12 protein-coding genes are annotated in these 16653 nt (G+C 65.4%); 9 read left to right on the top strand and 3 right to left on the bottom strand.

The window, feature by feature from the left end; all coding sequences use genetic code 11:
• Nucleotides 1–71: 71 nt before the first annotated feature.
• The 5 genes from FA94_RS28915 to FA94_RS28895 all read left to right on the top strand — a co-directional run bounded on the left by FA94_RS28915 (nucleotide 72) and on the right by FA94_RS28895 (nucleotide 5626).
• Nucleotides 72–1799 carry a S10 family serine carboxypeptidase-like protein gene (locus tag FA94_RS28915; RefSeq protein ID WP_408304133.1) on the top strand — a complete coding sequence of 576 codons (1728 nt, stop codon included), beginning with the start codon at nucleotides 72–74 and terminating at the stop codon, nucleotides 1797–1799.
• A gap of 145 nt (nucleotides 1800–1944) precedes the next feature.
• On the top strand, nucleotides 1945–2691 hold the full coding sequence (locus FA94_RS28910) for a FadR/GntR family transcriptional regulator (protein WP_035557808.1): 747 nt from the start codon (nucleotides 1945–1947) through the stop codon (nucleotides 2689–2691).
• Between the two features lie 229 nt (nucleotides 2692–2920).
• A complete protein-coding gene (locus FA94_RS28905) occupies nucleotides 2921–3664 on the top strand; it encodes a (Fe-S)-binding protein (protein WP_035557805.1) in 744 nt (247 codons plus the stop codon).
• A complete protein-coding gene (locus FA94_RS28900; protein ID WP_035557801.1) occupies nucleotides 3661–5052 on the top strand; it encodes a lactate utilization protein B in 1392 nt (463 codons plus the stop codon). The genes FA94_RS28905 and FA94_RS28900 overlap by 4 nt, the downstream gene beginning before the upstream one ends.
• Entirely contained in the window at nucleotides 5039–5626 is a 588-nt protein-coding gene (locus FA94_RS28895; RefSeq protein ID WP_035557798.1) for a LutC/YkgG family protein, read from the top strand. The genes FA94_RS28900 and FA94_RS28895 overlap by 14 nt, the downstream gene beginning before the upstream one ends.
• 18 nt (nucleotides 5627–5644) lie before the next feature.
• On the opposite strand, the gene FA94_RS28890 is transcribed toward FA94_RS28895, so the two are convergent.
• Both FA94_RS28890 and FA94_RS28885 read right to left on the bottom strand, forming a co-directional pair.
• Nucleotides 5645–6028, bottom strand: a complete 384-nt coding sequence (locus tag FA94_RS28890; RefSeq protein ID WP_035557796.1) for a hypothetical protein — start codon at nucleotides 6026–6028, stop codon at nucleotides 5645–5647.
• 117 nt (nucleotides 6029–6145) lie between these two features.
• Nucleotides 6146–7084 carry a helix-turn-helix domain-containing protein gene (locus FA94_RS28885; RefSeq protein WP_035557794.1) on the bottom strand — a complete coding sequence of 313 codons (939 nt, stop codon included), beginning with the start codon at nucleotides 7082–7084 and terminating at the stop codon, nucleotides 6146–6148.
• A gap of 134 nt (nucleotides 7085–7218) precedes the next feature.
• Between FA94_RS28885 and FA94_RS28880 the strand changes: the two genes are divergently transcribed.
• The 4 genes from FA94_RS28880 to FA94_RS28865 all read left to right on the top strand — a co-directional run bounded on the left by FA94_RS28880 (nucleotide 7219) and on the right by FA94_RS28865 (nucleotide 13768).
• On the top strand, nucleotides 7219–8634 hold the full coding sequence (locus tag FA94_RS28880) for a cytochrome P450 (RefSeq protein WP_035563334.1): 1416 nt from the start codon (nucleotides 7219–7221) through the stop codon (nucleotides 8632–8634).
• Nucleotides 8635–8706: 72 nt separating this feature from the next.
• Nucleotides 8707–10488, top strand: a complete 1782-nt coding sequence (locus FA94_RS28875) for a VRR-NUC domain-containing protein (RefSeq protein ID WP_035557792.1) — start codon at nucleotides 8707–8709, stop codon at nucleotides 10486–10488.
• Nucleotides 10485–12770, top strand: a complete 2286-nt coding sequence (locus tag FA94_RS28870) for an ATP-dependent DNA helicase (RefSeq protein WP_035557788.1) — start codon at nucleotides 10485–10487, stop codon at nucleotides 12768–12770. Before FA94_RS28875 ends, FA94_RS28870 begins: the two co-directional genes overlap by 4 nt.
• A gap of 146 nt (nucleotides 12771–12916) precedes the next feature.
• Nucleotides 12917–13768, top strand: a complete 852-nt coding sequence (locus tag FA94_RS28865) for an alpha/beta fold hydrolase (RefSeq protein ID WP_051980846.1) — start codon at nucleotides 12917–12919, stop codon at nucleotides 13766–13768.
• On the opposite strand, the gene FA94_RS28860 is transcribed toward FA94_RS28865, so the two are convergent.
• The gene (locus FA94_RS28860; protein WP_035557786.1) at nucleotides 13707–16385 is read right to left on the bottom strand and encodes a mechanosensitive ion channel family protein; all 2679 of its coding nucleotides are present in this window, start codon (nucleotides 16383–16385) and stop codon (nucleotides 13707–13709) included. The genes FA94_RS28865 and FA94_RS28860 overlap by 62 nt on opposite strands.
• Nucleotides 16386–16653: the final 268 nt, after the last annotated feature.

Here is a 16653-nt window from a genome sequence, read left to right as displayed (position 1 = left end):
GATTCTTCATCGGGGACATCATGGGCGTTCGTTTTGATTGTTCGTTGCGGGGGTCAGGAGCGGCGCGGTCAATGATGTCCGCTCGCGTGGCGGCGGGGGTTTTTACCGCGATGATCGCATTCGGTCAGCCATCCGCGGCAGCCGAAACCGATGTTGGGCCCGATTCGCCCACGAGCATGAGTCCTGGCACGAGCACGAACGCCGCAACAGCCGCTTCGGGGTCAAGCGTGCCGTCGGCGCAGGCGTCTGCGTCCAGCCGGCACATCGACGCAAATAGCCCGCCGAGCAACGACACGCCGCAGCGTTTGTCCGCCGCCACGCGCAGCGGCACACCCAACGCTTCTTCGCGCGATCCGACGAAGCCCGAAGCCGCCGCGATCCCCGTGCCGCCGGAAACCGCCGCGGTCACCCAGCACACGATCCGCCTCGACGGCCGCAAGCTCGACTACACCGCGACCGCCGGCAATCTGCTGCTGCGCGACAAAAGCGGCCAGGCCAACGCGAGCGTTTTCTACGTGGCGTACACGGTAGCCAGCAAATCGCCCGGCACGCGCCCGGTCACGTTCCTGTTCAACGGCGGCCCAGGCGCCGGCAGCGTGTTCCTGATGATGGGCTCGTTCGGACCGAAGCGGGCGCATACGGCGAGCCCCGCGATCACGCCGCCCGCGCCGTACGTACTCGACGACAACCCCGACAGCCTGCTCGCCAGCACCGACCTGGTCTTTATCGACGCCGTCGGCGCGGGCTTTTCGCGGGTCGTCGGGCACGGCACGGGCAAGGACTTCTGGGGCGTCGACAAGGATCTCGACGCGTTCTCGCAATTCATCGACCGTTATCTGACGGTGAACCAGCGCTGGAATTCGCCGAAGTATCTACTCGGCGAGTCGTACGGCACCGCGCGCGCCGCGATGCTGGCGTATCGCTTGGGCCAGGACAATATCGGGCTCAACGGCGTGATCCTGATGTCGTCGGTGCTCGATTCCGCCGACTTTTCACCGGGCTCCGATTTCCAGAGCGAAAGCTATCTGCCGAGCTTCGCCGCGATTGCGTGGTATCACGACAAGATCGTGCCGAAGCCGGCCAGCCTGCCGGCTTTTCTCGACGAGGCCCGCGCGTTCGCTCGCGGACCGTACGCGCAAGCACTGGCTCAGGGCGACGCGCTGCCCGACGCCGAGCGCGATGCGATCGCGGCACGCGTTGCACAGTTCACCGGACTCGACGTCGGCTATGTGAAGCGCAGCCGGTTGCGCTTGTATCCGTCGCGTTTTCGCAGTGAACTGCTGCGCGATCAGGGGCGCAGCGTCGGCCGTTACGACGCGCGTTTCGAAGGGCTCGAATTCGACGGCGTGTCCGAGCGCCCGGATTACGACGCGTCGGTGACCAGCGTGTCGAGCGCGTTCGACGCTGCACTGCATCAGCACCTCGCGCAAGACCTGCATTTCACGCCGACCGACCGTTACCGCGTTTTCAACGACGATGCGTTGACGCAATGGGACTGGAAGCATCGCGAATGGTGGGGCGAACATTTGCCGGTGCCGTACGCGGCGGGCGATCTGGCCGAGGCGATGCGGCAGAATCCGCAATTGCGCGTGATGTCGCTGAACGGCTATTTCGATCTCGCCACGCCGTTCTACGCGACCGAATACGCGCTCGCGCATCTCGGCGTGGACGCGCCGCTGCGCGCCAACGTGCGGCTCGCCTACTATCCGACCGGCCACATGATCTATCTCGACGACGCGGCGTTGCATGCGCTCAAGCGCGATCTGACGAGCTTTTATGCGGGGGCGGCGGCGCATTAGGCCTTGAAGGCGGGATCGGCGCGAACCGTGGACCGGTATAATTCAATGCTTCAACGCACTCGCATCAGGCCTCGCTCGCGCGGCGGCCGAGTGCGTTGAATCCCGCCTCATCAACCCGGCTCTCACCACTGTTCCAGCGCTGCCCATGCCATTTCGCCCGATCCAGTCTTTCACGCGCAAACGGCTTTCCGACGTGGTGTCCGACCAGATCAAGCAACTGATCTCGGACGGCACGCTGATGCCCGGCGACCGCTTGCCGGCCGAACGCGATCTGGCCACGCAACTCGGCGTATCGCGGCCTTCGCTGCGCGAAGCGCTGATCCGGCTCGAAGCGGACGGTTACATCGAAACCTCGGGGCGGGGCGGCTTCACGGTGGTCGACGTCACCGCGCCGATCATCTCCAAGCCGCTGGCCGAACTGCTCACGCAGAATCCGCGCACCAGTGCCGATATTCTGGAGCTGCGCCAGGGGCTCGAAGCGATTTCCACGGTGTATGCGGCGGAGCGCGCCACGGCCGCCGATCAGCAAAAGATCACTCACGCGTTCGAGGCATTGAAGGCCGGTTCGCAGTCGCAAGACCGCGTGAATCTCGCGGAACTGGACGCCGCGTTTCATCTCGCGATCGCGGATTCCACGCACAACATCGCGCTGGCGCATGTGATGCACGGCATCCATACGCTGATTCGCGAGGGCATGCGCCAGTACCATCGGCTGATCGATTACGACAACGCGATGGAAAAGCAGTTGATGACCCAGCATCAGGCGATCTACGACGCCGTGATGACGCGCGACGCGCAAAAGGCGCGCAAGGCGGCCGAACGTCATCTGACTTTTGTCCGCGAAATCTACAAGGACGACGCCGCGAATCCCGCGGCGAATGTCGTTTCGTAATCGCCGTTGACGTAAGGCGACCACGCCTTACGCGCTGAGAGCGCACGCCGCCTCACCCCCTTCCAGGCCCATTCGCGGATTGACACCGCCCGGCGACTTCCTTATATTTCGTGGTCAGACCAACATTACCACGCTGACCGATTGGGCAAAACCCGCGGTCCGGCTCATCGGCATGATTCCGCAGTAAAGTAGGTGAATCGTCGGCTGCCGATTTTCTTTCAAAAAGCTTATGAAAGTCGCTCTGTTTATCCCGTGCTTTATCGACGCGTTCTATCCCGAAGTGGGCATCGCCACGCTCGAATTGCTCGAACGCTTTGGCATCGAGGTCGACTATCCGCAGGAGCAGACCTGCTGCGGGCAGCCCATGGCCAACAGCGGCGCGCACTCCGACGCGGCCGGCGCCGAACGCGTGTTCGCGCGCAATTTCGCGGGCTACGACTACATCGTCGGACCGTCGGCGAGCTGCATCCACCATGTGCGCGAACATCTGACCGCGCTCGAACAGACCGACGAAGTGAAACAGGTCCGCGCCAACGCGTACGAACTCGTCGAGTTTCTGCACGACGTGGTCGGCGCGCGCGAGTTTCCGTGGGCCGAATTTCCGCATCGCGTGGGTCTGCACAATAGCTGCAGCGCGTTGCGGCATCTGAAAGAAGCGTCCATTTCCGAAGTGTCGGGCACGCCGTTCTCGAAGCCGCGCACGCTGCTGGAAGGCGTGAAGGGCATCGAGTTCGTCAAGCCGGCGCGGCCCGACGAATGCTGCGGTTTCGGCGGCACGTTCTCGGTGACCGAGGAACCGGTGTCGGTGCGCATGGGGCAGGACAAGGTCCGCGATCATCTGCAGGCAGGCGCCGAATACATCGTTTCGGGCGACATGTCGTGCCTGATGCATCAGCAAGGCTGCGCGGAGCGCATGAAGGCCGAGGCGCGCTTCATCCACATCGCGCAGGTGCTCAACGGAGCGCGCACATGAGCCGCATCGATCACGCGAAAGCCGCCGGCGCTTTCATCAAGAAGACCGAGCACGTGGCGTTCCACGACAAGCGGTTGTGGGATTTGCGTGAGAAGCGCGACGCGCAGGCGCACGGCATTGCCGAATGGGAGACGATGCGCGAGCTGGCGTCGGGCATCAAGGAACACACGCTGTCGCATCTGTCCGGATATCTGGAGCAGTTCGCTGCCACAGCCGAGGCGAACGGCGTGACCGTACATTGGGCGTCGACGGCCGAAGAACACAACGCGCTGGTGCACCAGATCATGTCCGAGCGCGGCATGACCACGCTCGTCAAAAGCAAGTCGATGCTCACCGACGAATGCAAGATGCGCGAGTATCTGGAACCGCGCGGCATCACGGTGATGGAAACGGACCTGGGCGAGCGCATCCAGCAGCTCGATCATCAGGACCCGAGTCATATGGTGGTGCCGGCGGTGCACAAGCTGCGCGCCGACGTTGCCGAACTGTTCGGCCGCACTATCGGCACCGATCCGAAGAACAGCGACATCCACTATCTCGCGGAGAGCCAGCGGATGAACACGCGGCCGTACTTCGTGCGCGAAAAAACGGCGGGCATGACCGGCTGCAATTTCGCGGTGGCGGAAACGGGCACCGTGGTGGTGTGTACGAACGAAGGCAATGCGGATCTCTCGGCGAACGTGCCGCCGCTCCATATCGCGTCGATCGGGATCGAAAAGCTGATTCCGAAAGTGGCCGATCTCGGCGTGTTTATCCGCATGCTGTCGCGCAGCGCGCTGGGTTCGCCGATCACGCAGTACACGTCGCATTTCCGCGCGCCGCGTCCGGGCACGGAGATGCATTTCATCCTCGTCGATCACGGCCGTTCGGAACGGCTCGCGATGGAAGACTTCTGGTACTCGCTCAAGTGCATTCGCTGCGGCGCCTGCATGAACACCTGTCCGGTGTACCGGCGCAGCGGCGGGCTCTCTTATGGCGGCACGTACTCGGGGCCGATCGGCGCGATTATCAATCCCACCTACGATCTGAAGCGCTATAGCGCGTTGCCGTTCGCGTCGACGTTGAACGGCAGTTGCACGAACGTGTGTCCGGTGAAGATCAATATTCACGAGCAGATCTACAAGTGGCGCACGGTGATCGCCGAGCATCATGAAGTGCCGTTCGTGAAGCAGGAAGTGCTGAAAATGGCGGGGCGCTTGCTCGCGAGTCCGACCTTGTATCGCGCGACGGTGTCGTCGATGGGTAGCGCGTTGCGCGGGCTGCCGAATTTCATGTTGTACAACCCGCTGAATATCTGGGGCAAGCAACGGGAGTTGCCGGAGGCGCCTAAGCTGACCTTCCACGCCTGGTACAAGAAGAATCGTGGAGTTAAAGATGGCAACGCGTGAGGCGTTTCTGGAGAAGGTGCGGCAAGCGCAACCGGCTGCGCGGCCACGGCCCGACGTGCCGTTGTTCGACGCGGTGGGCGGCGATCTGCGTGCGCGTTTTACGGCTGCGTTACAGGCAATGGGCGGGACTTGCGTCGAAGTTGCCTCGGCTGCCGACGTGAGCGCGCTGATCCGCGAGCGCTTCGGCGACGCGGCGTCGGTGGCGTCGGCTACGCCGGAAGTCGCGGGCACTCGTGCGCTGACAGCGGATACCGAACCGGCGTCGTTGCAGGATATCGATGTCGGTGTGGTGCGAGCGCGCTTCGGTGTCGCCGAAACCGGCTCGGTGTGGTTCAGCGAACGTGAGTATGTGGTCAACGCGCTGGGCTACATCGTGCAGCATCTGATCGTGTTGCTCGATCCGGCCGAGTTGATGGACGGCTTGCAGGACGTCTACCGGCGCGACGATTTCCGCGGCGCGCGTTATGCGGCGCTGGTCACCGGACCGTCGGCGACGGCGGATATCGAAGGCGTGCTGATTCGCGGCGCGCAAGGGGTGCGCTCGCTGATGGTGGTGTGGGTGGCCGCGCGATAGCACACGGCAAACGCGTAGTCAGGCATCCGGCAACGTGGACTTCTTTCTGCTGCGACGCGGTTTCGGCTCGACGCCGATTCGCGGATCGCGCGCGAGTACCAGCGCGGTCATGCTGTCGGCGACGGCTTCGAATGCCGGGTCGTCCTGCGCGATATAAAGCCATTTCCCCAGCACCGGATGCGGTTGCAAAGCGGGAAACTCTTCGATCAACGCCGCGTGACGATCGTGCGATGTGCAGATCAGCAGGCCATTCCATGGCCTGGTGCGATCGGCGGCGATCAGACACAGCAGGCCGTCGAGATACGCGGCGTCGCTGCCGAACATCCGCTTGGTGATGTAGGTCGGATCGCGCTCGAAGGCATCGAAAATCCAGACCAGCGAGTTGCGAACGGAAGAGGGCATGGCAGTGAGTTCCCTGTCGATGAGTCCGGTGCGTATTTCAAGTCACAACAGTATCGGTATTGCTGGCGGACCGCGCAAACCGGCCCAAGCGGCCCAAGCGGCCTCGGTTCACTCCTCTCAAACCCACAACCGGTACAGCCAGAACGATTCATCCTCGGCAAAACGCTGCGCGAATTCGCCCGGCGAAAAACCGGTGATGCGTTTGGCCGTGCGGCTCAAATGAGCCTGATCGGCGAACCCTTCGTCGAAGGCCACTGCGGCCCAATCGACGGATTCGCCCGCGTCGTAGCGGTCCCGCGCGTTGAAGAACACGCCTTCGGTTTTGACGAGCCATTGCCATTCACGCAGCGACCGTCCGCTATGCGCCTTGATCCGGCGTTCGACCTGACGCGCGCTGTGCGTATTGCGCCATTCATGCGCCTGCAGACCGAGACGTTCGACCCAATGACGGCCGATCTGCCGCAACGACGGCGTGGCCGACGCGCGGCCCTGCAACGCTTGCCAGCGCGCGGCCAGATGTTGCTGCAAGGCGGCGAACGTGGCCGCATCGTCGGGGGCGTCGAGCAGCGCTTGCAGTAGCGGCTGCCAGACCTCGCCGAGCACCGTTTGCGCGGGGACGAAGCGGTCCTGCACGGCTGCCGGATCGAGCCCGAACAGCGACCGCGCGGTATCCGCCGTGAAGCAGATCATGCAGCCACGGCCACCCGTAGGCGACCAGCTGACGGTTGGCTGGGACTGGCTGCCCGACAGCATCACGGACGCACTGAATGGCTGCCAGCGCGGCCCGTCGGGAGTGCGGTCCACGAGTCCGCCGTTCATGTGCTGAAACGCCGACAGACTCACCAGCGGCGACGCCGGAAAATGCGTCAGACGTTGCGCGTCGTTCAGTGCCAGGCCGCGCGTGTCGCGAGTGATCACCGCGACGATCGCGCCTTGCAATACGGCGGGCGCAAGATGAATCCGCCCATGCGCGGTGTCGCTCTCACGGGAGAGTCGCGTGGCGCGCGCGAGCGGATCGGGGCAGCACGCCTGTTGCGGAAGCAAGTCGAGTGTCATGGCGGCAGAGTTTAAGTAAAACCGGTGCGGGTGTCAGCAAGCTTCGAGCGTCACGGCGGAGCATTGATGCCGACAACGGCACGATGTCGTTTGCGTTCAAGACGAGGGCGGCGCGCTGGCCAACAATGCGCGACATGACCACCTCACCTTCCTCCCAGTGCCCCTTCCACGCGGATGAGCCGCCTCCGCCTGTCCCTCACGCTGCCGGCGTCTGGCCGCCCGGGCCGTCCGTCGGCCTGACCGGCTGGGGCGCGTTGAGACGCATGTCGCACGATCTGCTGGCGACGGTGGCCGAGTGGCAGCAAGCTTTCGGCGACGTCGTCTATCTGCGGATCTGGCCGGAGCATCAGCTTGTCGTCAGCGATCCGCAGTTAGTGCGTGAGCTGCTGGTCAATCGCCATGACGAGTTGATCCGCTGGGAGCACGGCATGCGCGTGTTCGGCGAAGTGCACGGACACAGTGTGCTGATCGCCGAGGGCGATGCGTGGAAAGACAAGCGGCACACGTTGCAGCCGGGCTTCTCGCGGGCGGCGGTGCATGCGTTCGTGCCGACCATGGTCGCGGCGGCCGGCGCGGCGTTCGCGGGTTGGCCGCAGAAGGAGGAGGCGTGGCCGATCGAGAGCGCGATCACGTCGCTGGCCATGGACGTGATCATGCGGATGATGTTCTCGAGCGAGATCGGCAGCGATGCGCGCATGGCCGAGCAAGCCGCGCATACGTTGATCGTGTCGACTTATACCGGCCTCTACTGGCCGATGAGCTCACCGCGCTGGGTGCCGTGGAAGCGTGCCACGCGGCGGGCGCAGGCGATGCTGGACGGCTTGATCGAACGTCATCTGCAAACGAGATTGCGGCTGGCGCGCGACGCGTGGCCGGACGATCTGCTGTCGCGTCTGCTGAAGCTGCATCTGTCCGACCCCGCGGCATGGCCGCTGCAGGCCGTCCACGACGAGTGCATGACGACCTTCCTCGCGGGCCATGACACCAGCGCCGCTACGCTGATCTGGTGGGCATGGTGCATGGCCGCCAATCCGGCCGCGCAGACGGCCGCGCGCGACGAAGTCCGGCGGGTGCTGCAAGGCGCCGAACCCGACGCGGACGCGTTGGCGTCCTTGCCGTATCTGACGCAGACATTGCAGGAAACGTTGCGGCTTTACCCGGCCGTGCCGGTGCTCAGCAGCCGCCGGTCGACGCAGCCGTTCACGCTGGGCCCCTGGCAATTGCCCGCCGGGACGATGTTCATGGTGCCGGTGCAATTGATGCATCACGACCCGCGCTGGTTTCCCGAGCCGATGACGTTTCGGCCCGAGCGCTTCTCTTCGGACGCGCCGAAGTTGCCGCGCGGCGCGTATATGCCGTTCGGCGCGGGGCCGCGTGTGTGCCTCGGACAGCACCTGGCGATGACCGAGCTGACCGTGATCGCGGCCGTGCTATTGCAGCGCTTCGAGCTAAGCGTGCCGCAAGGGATGAAAGCGCCGCGGCCCGTGCTGAACGTGTCGCTCAGGCCCGAAGCGCTGCTGCGCTTGCGGCTCAGCCAGATCGCCGGCTAACACGCAGGTAGTGAAACCGCCGTGGACTTTGCTATGATCACTGTATAAACATACAGGTATCGTGAAAGCACCTTGGCAACCGGCGCCCGGTCAGATCTGCGGTCTGACGTCCCTTACTATCTGCTGAACTTCGAGCGTGCGCTGGCGTGGCTGGCCGAGCGCTACGACGACCTGCTCGACACCGAGGAACAGGCGTTTCTGCGCGCTTTCGCGGGCTTGCCGCAGGCGTCGCGCGCGCTGCTGGTGCGCATGCTGATGCGCCAGGGCACGCTGTTCCGCGCGAGCCGGCTCACTTACGACGAGGTCGGCTGCCCGTTGCTCGCGGCCGCGCCGATGACGGCGCTCGGCTGGATCGATACCGAACCCGGTCTCACGCTTGAGAACCTGTTCGCGCTGACTACGCGGCCGGCGTTGCTGGAGATTTTTGCGGAGGCGATTGCGCTGATTCCTGGCGCGAGGGCGTTGCGTAAGGCCGATTTGCTGGAAACGTTGCGGCCGTTTTATGAGGGTGAGGGCGGTAGCGGCCTTGAAGGCGACGCTGAAAACCCGACCGAACGTCCCCTTTCCTCGTGGCACAGCGCCACGTCCGATCGCATTCTCCACGTCGCGATCGCGCCGCTCTGCGAGCGTCTGCGGCTGATGTTCTTCGGCAATTTGCAGCAGGACTGGTCGGAGTTCGTGCTCGCCGATCTCGGCGTGTTCCAGTATGAAACGGTGCCGTTCGCGCCGTCGTCGCGCGCATTCCAGCAGCGGGCCGACGTCGATGTCTATCTCGCGCTGCATGCGTGCCGTGAAGCGCTGGACTGGCTGCCGGACGACGACGCGGAGCCGGCGGCAATCGACACGCTGATCGCTACCATCCGCGAGATTGCAACGTCGAACGCGTGGCTCGAAACGCGTCGCGCGAAACTGCTGTTCCGGATCGGACAGCATTGCGAACGCCGGCAGAACTGGGCCGCCGCGCTCGCCGTTTACGCGGCTTGCGCATGGCCCGGCGCGCGTCATCGGCGCGTGCGCGTGCTTGAACGCAGTGAGCGTTTCGGCGAAGCGTTCGCGCTGGCCGGCGAGGCCTGCGCCGCGCCGGAAAGCGAAGAAGAAGCGCAGCGTGTCGCGCGGATGATGCCGCGTCTGCGGCGCAAGCTCGGCGAGCCGATGGTTCGCGTGGCGGCGGCGCGTCCGGTGGAGCGCAGCACGCTGGTGTTGCCTAAACCTGAAGATGCGCTACCGGTCGAATACGTCACGCGCGACCATCTCACCTGCGAAACCGCGCCGGTGCATTACGTCGAGAACGCGCTGATCAATTCGCTATTCGGCTTGCTGTGTTGGGAACCGGTATTCGCCGCGTTGCCCGGCGCGTTTTTTCATCCGTTCCAGCGCGGTCCGGCCGATCTGCATGCGCCGGATTTTCAGGCGCGTCGCGCGGCGCAATTCGCGGCGTGTCTCGCGCAACTCGACAGCGACGCTTATCGCGAGACGATTTTGCGGCATCTGCAGAGCAAGGCGGGTTTGCAATCGCCGTTCGTGTTCTGGGGAATGCTGACGCCGGAACTGGTTGCGCTCGCACTCGACTGTCTGCCGGCCGCGCATCTGAAGCTGTGGTTCGAGCGCTTGTTGCACGATATTCGAAGCAATCGCTCGGGGTTGCCGGATCTGATCCGTTTCTGGCCAGCCGAACGTCGCTATGAGTTGATCGAAGTGAAAGGACCGGGCGACCGTTTGCAAGACAACCAGATTCGCTGGCTCGCGTACTGCGTGGAGCACGGCATGCCGGTGCGCGTGGTCGACGTGCGCTGGGTGGGGGATGACGCCACCGCCGCCGCCCTCAGCATCCACGCTACCGAGTCGCCCCCATGACCTACGTCGTCGCCGTGCGGGCCATGTGTGAATTCACCGCGAAGCGCGGCGATCTGGATCTGCGCTTCACGCCCGCGCCGACATCGCTCGAAGGTATGGCGGGCCACGTCGCGGTGGCCGGCCGTCGCGCGAGCGGCTACGAAACCGAAATCACGCTGACCGGCACGCATCGCGGCCTGACCGTGCGCGGCCGTGCCGACGGTTTCTATCGGCTGGCGAACCGGCTCGAAGAGATCAAGACGTATCGCGGCGACCTCACGCGCATGCCCGACAATCACCGCACGCTGCACTGGGCGCAGGCGCGCGTTTATGGGCATCTGCTGTGTCGCACGCGCGGGCTTGCCGGGTTGACGGTTGCGCTGGTGTACTTCGACATCGGCACCCAGAAAGAGACGGTGCTGGAGGAGTTTCATACCGCGCGCGATCTGGAGATTTTCTTCGTCGAACAATGCGAGCGCTTTCTCGATTGGGCCGTGCAGGAAGAAGCGCATCGCGCCGCGCGCAATGCCGCGCTCGACGCGCTGCAGTTTCCGCACGGGCAATTTCGCAGCGGGCAGCGCGAGCTGGCGGTGTCGGTCTATCGCGCGGCGCGCGACGCCAAGCCGTTGATGGCGCAAGCGCCCACCGGCATCGGCAAGACGCTTGCGACCATTTTTCCGCTGCTGAAGGCGTGCGCGGCGGATCAGATCGAGCGCATCTTTTTCCTTACCGCGAAGACGCCGGGCCGCGCGCTCGCGCTCGATGCAATCGACACGCTTCACCGCAGCGCTGCGGCGGCCGGCTCGGCCAGTTCAGCGCTGCCCTTGCGAACCCTCGAACTGGTCGCGCGCGACAAAGCCTGCGAGCATCCCGACAAAGCCTGCAACGGCGAGTCGTGCCCACTCGCGCTCGACTTCTACGACCGGCTCGACGCGGCGCGCAGCGCGGCGCTGGCCGGCCCGAAGCTCGATCGCGCGACGGTGCGTGACGTCGCGCTCGCGCACGAGGTCTGTCCGTACTATCTGGCGCAGGAGCTGGCGCGCTGGGCTGACGTGGTGGTCGGCGACTACAACTACTACTACGACAGCAGCGCGATGCTGTACGCGCTCACGCAGATCAATCAGTGGCGCGTCGGCGTGCTGGTGGACGAGGCCCATAATCTGCTCGACCGCGCGCGCCGCATGTACAGCGCGTCGCTCGATCAGGCGGCGCTGCGGCTTGCACGCAAAACCGCGCCGGCCACGTTGCGCAAACCGCTCGAGCGCTTGCAGCGCGAGTGGAACGCGCTCAAACGTGCGCAGAGCGAAACGTACCAGGTGTACGACGACGTCCCCAGCAAACTGCTGTTCGCCGCGCAAAAGCTGATCGGCGAAGTGACCGATCAACTCGCCGATGCGCCGCTTTCCATCGACGAAGCCTCGCTGCGGTTTTTCTTCGACGCCATGCATTTCGTCGCGCTGGCCGAGCAGTTCGGCGAGCATTCGATTTTCGACATCACGCTCAGCGCCGATCGTTTCGCACCGCGCGATAAAACCGCCGCCACGCTGTGCGTGCGCAACGTGATTCCCGCGCCGTTTCTTGCGCCGCGCTACGCCGCCGCACGCACGACCGTGATGTTCTCCGGCACGCTGAATCCGTATCACTTCTATCGCGATACGCTGGGCTTGCCCGAGTCGACGTCATGGCTCGATGTCGAGGGACCGTTTCGCGCGGAGCAATTGCAGGTGCGCGTGGCCGGCAACGTGTCGACCCGCTGGCGCGACCGCGAGCGTTCGCTGATGCCGATCGTCGATCTGATCGCGCGGCAATACGCGGCGCAGCCGGGCAATTATCTGGGTTTTCTGAGCAGCTTCGACTGTCTGCAACGTGTGGTCGAGCTGATGCGCGAACGGCATCCCGACGTGCCGGTCTGGGCTCAGGAACCCGGCATGGACGAAGCCGCGCGCGACGCGTTCCTCGCGCGCTTTCGCACGCATCACCAGGGCGTCGGCTTCGCGGTGCTGGGCGGCGCGTTTTCCGAAGGTGTCGATCTGGTCGGCCAGCAGTTGATCGGCGCGTTTATCGCGACGCTCGGCTTGCCGCAAATCAACGACGTCAACGAGCAGATGCGCCGCACGATGGACGCGAAGTTCGGCAGCGGCTACGACTACATGTATCTGTATCCGGGCTTGCAGAAGGTGGTGCAGGCGGCGGGGCGCGTGATTCGCACGGAGCAGGATCAGGGCGTGGTGCATCTGATCGACGACCGCTACCGGCGAGCGGAGGTGCGGCGCTTACTGCCGCGCTGGTGGCAGGTGGATTGAGCCCGCGACGCGATAACACCGGAGCCGTCTCGCCAACTCATTCCGAAGCCGATTTCTTTACCTCCCACGTAATCGACCCGCGTACGGCCGCCCGGCACAGTGACGCCATCGCATCACGAATTCCACCTACGGACCCAGAGGCCGCCATGAATGCCACCGCCCCGCATCTCGCCGACGAACCCAACACCATCCGCGCGGCCGACAACACGCGTCTGTTCTACCGCGACTGGGGCCAAGGCACGCCGATCGTGTTTCTGTCAGGCTGGACGCTGAATTCGGACATGTGGGCGTATCAGATGGAACCGCTGGCGCGGCTGAACTGCCGCTGCATCGCGTACGACCGGCGCGGCCATGGCCGTTCGAGCGACCCGGGCCGCGGCTACGACTTCGATACGCTGGCCGACGATCTGAACAGCGTGTTGAGCACGCTCGATCTGCATGACGTGACGCTGGTTACGCATTCGATCGCCAGCGGCGAAGCGGTGCGTTATCTGACCCGGCACGGCTCGTCGCGGATTGCCCGGATCGCGTTCGTGGCGCCCGCGGCCACGCCGTATCTGCTGAAAACCGCCGACAACCCGAACGGTATCGACGGCGTGTTGTTCGAACAGGGCCGCGCCGCGCTACGTCGCTCGTTTCCCGACTGGATCGAAGCGAATGCGGCGCCGTACTTCGGCGCAGGCGTGTCGCGCGCGCCGTGCGACTGGACGATCCGGATGATGCTGCAGACCTCGCATCAGGCCGTGCTGGAACTCGCGCACTTGCAGACCATTACCGATTTCCGCGAGGAGTTGAAGCGGGTCGACGTGCCGTCGCTGGTGGTGCATGGCGAGCGCGATGTGTCGGCGCCGCTCGAACTGACCGGGCGGCCCACGGCGCGGCTGATCCCCGGCGCGTCACTCTACGTCTATGAGGACGCCGCCCACGGTCTTTACTTCACGCATGCGGAGAGGTTGAACCAGGATTTGCTGGCGTTCCTGGACCGCCGGCCGGCTTAGGGTCGACGGGCAACTGATCGTCCACGGGCGCATCGCCTTTGCGCGTCGTGGCATCAGCATCGGAGGCCCTCGCGGCTTCAGCGGCTTCCGCAGCGGACGGCGGGTTTGAAGGCGGCTCATCCTGCCGCGCCGTCTTCGCTGCATCGCCCGCTTCAACCTGCGCGGGCACGCTCTCCGGGTCCCACGTCAGCAGATGCCGCTGCGGATTCGCGATCGCGATACCCAGTTCGCTGAAGCGGTTCAGAATGCGCCGGTTGAATTCGCGCTGCACGCCCCAGCGCGCGCTGTCGCGGCACTGGATCTGGCCGGCCAGCGTGACCGCCGACCCATCCAGGCCATCGACGCCCCAGAAGCTGAAGTCGGACAGAATACCGTCCTTGAATTTCTCGTCTTCACGCAGCGCGGCGCCGATTGCCTTGAGCGTGTCGATCGCCAGATCCACGTCCTCGCCGAACACGATATTGACCTTCACCGCCGCGTTGCCGAGCCCGCGGTTGGTGTTGTTCACCGTCGACACCGAACTGAACGGCACGGTGTACAGCGAGCCGTCGCCGCCGCGCAGCCGCACGGTGCGGATCGACAGATATTCGACGGTGCCGGACACGCCCGCGAGCGTGACCCAGTCGCCGACCTGCATTGCGTTTTCCATCAACAGAAAAATGCCGGTGATGAAATCCTGCACCAGCTTCTGCGAGCCGAAGCCGAGCGCCACGCCGAAGATGCTGGCGCCCGCGAGCAACGGCCCGATGTTCACGCCGAGTTCGCTGAGGCCGGTGAGCACCACCACCAGCGCGATCACGCAGAACAGCGCGCTACGCAGCATCGGCAGCAAGGTGCGCAGGCGCGCGGCGCGCACCAGGTCGCCGCTGGTGGTCCAGCGCTCCAGCCGCTGTTCGACCGACACGTTGACGCCTTCCCACACCAGCAGCGCGACGACCGCCGCGACGCCGATCGTGACCAGCGCCGACGCCAGCCGGTGGCCGATCGAGCCGGCGCGGAACAGATCGATCACGTCGACGCCCCACACCTGCAGCAGCGCCAGCGCGGTGACCACGCCGATGATCCACGACACCACGCGCCGCAGCAGCGGGTAATAGCGGTAAGCGTGCCGATGCACGAGCGATTTGTCGGCGTCGTCCTGCACGTTGAAGAGCCGCGCCAACGCGCCGAAGATCACGATCGACGCCACCCGCGCGCCGACCAGCACCGCCAGCGAAATACCGCCGAGATGCAGCAACTCGTGATAGCCGTTGCGCACGTCGAGCGCCCAGATGAACCACAGCGCCATCACGACGAACACGGAGAGCCACGCCCACAGGTCCGCCAGCGCGTTGCCGAACATCGCGAGCGATTCGCGCGCGGCAAAGCGCTTGCGGATCAGTTCGCCGACCGGCGTCGCGCATTGCAGGATCAGGATCGAGATCATCACGTGGCCGGCGAGCGCGACCACCTTCATCAGCGCGAGATGCGCCGCGTCGTTCAGGCCGAGCGACTGTGCGATCTCCGCGATCGCCGAACCGGCGGCCACCACGCTGACGATCCGGACGATCCAGTGCTGCATGAACGCGGCCCACGCATCGCTCATGCGCAACAGACGCAGACGCGGCGCGCCCGGCTGCAGGAAAAAGCCGCTGACGATCACGATCACGCGGCTGAGTACGTAGAGGTCGATCAGCGAATCGAGCGCGCGGTCTTGCGGCGTGCCGTCGTCGGTGACGATCGACATCAGTCCGCTGGCCGCGCCGACGAACACCGCGAGCGGGATGAAGCGCAGCACCAGCGTCAACAGTCCGCGCGGCAGACGCTGCAGCAAGGTCCAGTGATGCGCGGCGCGTTGTTTGCCTTGCGCTTCGTCGAGCTTGCCTTTGGCGGCTGGCGCGCTGGCGGGGCTTGCCGTCGCGGCCGCCGCGCCGGCTGTTGCCTCGTCGTTCGATACCGGCATGACCGGCAGCGGCGGCGCGGCGTTCGGGGCGTCGGCGGGTTGCGGCGTCACGTCGACCGGCAGGCCGGCTTGCGGCGAGTCGTCTTCCGTGCCGAGTTCGCGGCGCGCGGCGAGCGCTCTATAAGCGCGGCGCAACAGACGTCGCGCGAGCCATTCGATCACCAGCGCCGGCACCAGCGCCGCCAGCAGCGACCACGCGACGTGACCCAGCACGGCGCGCGCTTGCGGGCTGGTCAGTTGCCAGTTCCACCATGCGCGCACCGACGTCGTATCGAGCAGCGCAGCCACTGACGCGCGTAATGATTCGCCGAGATGGATCGCCCAATGCGCGCCCTGGCGAGCCAGTTGCGACGCGAGTCCGTTGGACTGGAACGCGGCTGGGACGAGGGCGGCGGCGCTGGCCGCGGCTGGGGCCGAGGCGGCCGATGCGGCGGACGCCGCGGGGGGTGCGCTGAGCGCGCCGGCGGCGGCGATGGCTTGCAGCGTGTCGGCAACCTGCGCGCGGCGTTTGGGATCGTTGAGGACGGCGAGCGCCTGGCGGGCCTGCTCGGGCGTCAGCGTGACGCCGGCGCCGGAGGCCGACGAGGCGGGCGCGGCTTGCGCCGCAGCGGCGAAGGCCGGCGACGCGCCGACGGTGAAAAGGAGGACCAACCAGACGAGTAGTAATTTGCGCATAGGGTGTAAGGCGGGGTTCCAGGTGCGGACGGCTGGGCCGGGACGCGTGGACCGGTTCGGCGGCGTGACCTTGAACCGACACGGCTCAGGTCATACAAGTTCCTCGCGGCGGGGTCGGCGGCCGCCTCGGGCAAGCTGGGCGGGCTTCGACGCCGGGCGGGCGACAAGCGGCAGCCGACAGGCTAGCACGGGCAGCAAAAAACCGGCCTGTCGGACGGCGCTGGGGTGGTCGGCGGTCTGGGGGCTTTGGTTCGCAGATGGGCGCGCG

The organism is Burkholderia sp. 9120, assembly GCF_000745015.1.
Classification (GTDB): domain Bacteria; phylum Pseudomonadota; class Gammaproteobacteria; order Burkholderiales; family Burkholderiaceae; genus Paraburkholderia.
Note: the sequence above shows the minus strand (reverse complement) of the source record. Positions and strands in the feature narration are given on the sequence as shown.